Raw genomic sequence first — 1589 nt, forward strand, 5'->3', positions numbered from 1 at the left:
GGCTTTTTTTAATATGTCCCGTTCGTCGGTAACCCGCTTCAGCTCCTTCTGGAGACGGCGGATCTCAGCCTGAGCATCTGACTGTTCGTTATTAGTGGAAGAATCCGGACCGCACTTCTTTATCCAGGCGTAAAGGCTGTGGGTGGTGATATCAAGACGTGTTGCAACGCTGGAAACAGAATAACCACGATCAACAACCTGTTTGACCGCTTCAATTTTAAACTCTTCGGGATAACCCTTACCGCTCATGGGCACCTCTCTTTAAGTCATCTTAAATGACTCTGAGGTGTCTGTTAAACCTGTGGCGATTCAAAGAACGGTTTGCCATTAGCGACCGGAAAATTCGCGTGACTAATCCGCTATTTCAGTGTTGCTGGATGCAGCAAACGTATCCTACCGTAAGGCTTTCCTTGGCTGTTAGAAGGGGCCGTTTTGGAAACGGCCCCTTCTAAGGTTCTACGGTGGAAGAAATTCCTGTGGTATCACAAACGGAACCATTGTATTTGTTGTCTGCTGGTACGTAACCCATTACCTCTGGGGACAGCAGAGGTGCTAACCTTCTTGCCTTAAGAAGGCTATCCCACCTTTAAATTTTATGATAATTCATTTTTTCTGGCTAAATCAGCTAGTTTGATATGTTTAGATTCATCTTTAATAACATTATTATCAGAATCACCGATATAAGTTATTTTTGTGTAAGGTACAATTACTCTTTTGGCCAACGCAGCTTTCATTTCCGGATCATTCATTGCTTTTGATACATCCTCCCTTTTTATCAGTAACTCAGGAGCTCCAATGATATGAACTTCAGCTACGCTTTCCGTCAAATTCATCCAGGAATTATCATCTGTTGATGTTAGATCTTTCCTTAGTGCTACATCATTCATTTTAGTCCAGTCTCCAGTTAGTATTACCTTTTCCATTAATGCGGCTTGTTGCTTTAAATGCTGCGTAATATTTTTCTTTGCCTTAAGATTACTAAAGTTTGTCGAGTAGCGTGCAACATTCAGCCCTGATGCATCTATTCTATAAAAATACTTCAGACCCGGCATCATCCTGGCGAAACGTTTCATTCCGAGTAGTGTTTCAGCTGTATATATTATTGGCTCTATAGTTTCTCCATTTTCAAATCTTCCTAGAGTCCCGTCTGTATTACTACTCAATGAGTTTGAAAAACCACCGGCTGCAACAATTTCCTCTGGACTGCGGCCATCAGCTCTATACAAAACTTGAGCATCATCCTCTACAATAATATTGTAATCAGTTGGGTCCTTCCCATCAGGATCCCGGAATGTGGCGGGATTATTGCGACACATCCTGAACAGGTTCAGCCCGTCCACCGTCCCCGCCGGGTCTGAGGAGAGCCATCTGCCCGCCCACGGCTGGTAGTACCGGTATCCGTAGTAGTACAGCCCCGTCGCGTCGCGCTCCTTGCCCGAGTAGCGCACCGTTTTGTAGTCCGCTTCCAGCTGACTGCGCGCCGTCAGGATGGCGGTGCCGCCGAACGGGTAGTACTCCTCCGTGCTGATAATATTCCCGTCGCCGTCCAGCTCCAGCCCGCTGCTTCCCGTCAGGTTATCGTGGCTGTA

Annotated in this window: 2 protein-coding genes; both read right to left on the reverse strand. The window is 45.9% G+C overall.

Annotated elements, in window-relative coordinates; translation table 11 throughout:
* A partial coding sequence (locus L462_RS02265; protein ID WP_032679494.1) for a transposase occupies positions 1-249 on the reverse strand: 249 nt, incomplete at its 3' end.
* Positions 250-593: 344 nt separating this feature from the next.
* On the reverse strand, positions 594-1589 hold a 996-nt coding region (locus L462_RS25725), incomplete at its 5' end, for an RHS repeat-associated core domain-containing protein (RefSeq protein WP_032679495.1).

Origin of the sequence: Enterobacter sp. BIDMC 26 (assembly GCF_000534435.1) — a bacterium.
GTDB lineage: Bacteria > Pseudomonadota > Gammaproteobacteria > Enterobacterales > Enterobacteriaceae > Enterobacter > Enterobacter ludwigii.